Origin of the sequence: Mesorhizobium sp. B283B1A (assembly GCF_020165735.1) — a bacterium.
Taxonomy (GTDB): Bacteria; Pseudomonadota; Alphaproteobacteria; order Rhizobiales; family Rhizobiaceae; genus Mesorhizobium; species Mesorhizobium opportunistum.
On record NZ_JAIUIQ010000090.1, the window covers coordinates 1 to 1,206 of the forward strand.

Below are 1,206 nucleotides of genomic sequence, written 5' to 3' on the forward strand. Positions count from 1 at the left end.
AGCGAATAGCGAGATATACCTTCTGATGCTAGTCGCGAGGCGCCCCCCTCTGTCCTGCCGGACATCTCCCCCTCAAGGAGGGAGATTGGATGTCCTTGCCGCTTTCGCCAATTATCGATGGTTGAGCAAGACGCCAAAGCTGCCAATCTCCCCACTTGAGGGGGAGATGTCCGGCAGGACAGAGGGGGGCGCCTCGCCCAAGCCTCGACTGCCAGTAGCCTCAATGCTGGCAGCAATCCTCGTCGCGACAATCCCTCTCCCCGCACACGCCGGCCCCCTCCCCGCTGGTTTCGTCCGGCTCGCCGATGTCGATCCCACCATCGGCCAGGACATCCGCTACGCCGGCCACGAGAACTTCCTTCACCGCAAGGCGAGCGGCTATGAAGCGCCCGTCTGCATCCTGACCGAACAGGCAGCAAACGCACTCTCCGGCGTCCAGAAGGCAATTGCCGCCGATGGCCTGACGCTGGTCGTCTTCGACTGCTACCGCCCTGCCCGCGCCGTCGCCGACATGGGTCAATGGACGAGGCAAGGCGGACCGCCTGACCCGCAATGGTATCCGAAGGTCAAGCGCGGCGACCTCATCGCCAAGGGCTATGTCGGTGAACTGTCCAGCCATTCGCGTGGCTCGACGCTCGACGTCGCCATCGCGCGAGCCGACGGCCCACCCGCGTCGAAGCCAACCTGCGGCGCCATCGATGCGGTTACACTCGATTTCGGCACCGGCTTCGATTGTTTCGATCCGTTGAGCGAGACGTCGCACCGCCCGCTCGGCCGCGAAGCGGCGGCAAACCGCAAATTGCTTGTCGATGCCATGCGCGCCGGTGGCTTCAAGAACTATGCCCGCGAATGGTGGCACTTTACGCTGGCCAATGAACCGTTCCCGATCCGGCGCTTCGATTTTCCGGTCAGCGCCAAATAACGTGCCGGACCCAACCCAAAGCGCTCTTGCCTAGCCACCATGCATGTCTAGGTAGGCCGCATGGCGGGCATCAGAGTCCGCCTTGAGCGTCGAGAGGAAGAAATTTCTCCGCAGCACGAAATCTCATCTAATATTTTCTCCAGGAGGACGAAAAAGGCAACATTCAATGCATCTAATTTCTATCAATTCGGTAGATTTGGCGCGGGTTCAACGGAGGCAGAAATGACCAAACCTCATTTCAAGAAACTGCTCGGCGTACTGGTCGCCGCATCTGTCCAGTTCGG

At 60.7% G+C, this 1,206-nt stretch carries 2 protein-coding genes; both read left to right on the plus strand.

Features of this window, described 5'->3' with window-relative positions:
• Nucleotides 1-223: 223 nt before the first annotated feature.
• Nucleotides 224-922 (plus strand): M15 family metallopeptidase, encoded by a 699-nt coding sequence (locus LB577_RS33010; RefSeq protein WP_224690563.1) that lies wholly within the window; start codon nucleotides 224-226, stop codon nucleotides 920-922.
• Between the two features lie 60 nt (nucleotides 923-982).
• On the plus strand, nucleotides 983-1,206 hold a 224-nt coding region (locus LB577_RS33015; protein WP_224690564.1), incomplete at its 3' end, for a hypothetical protein.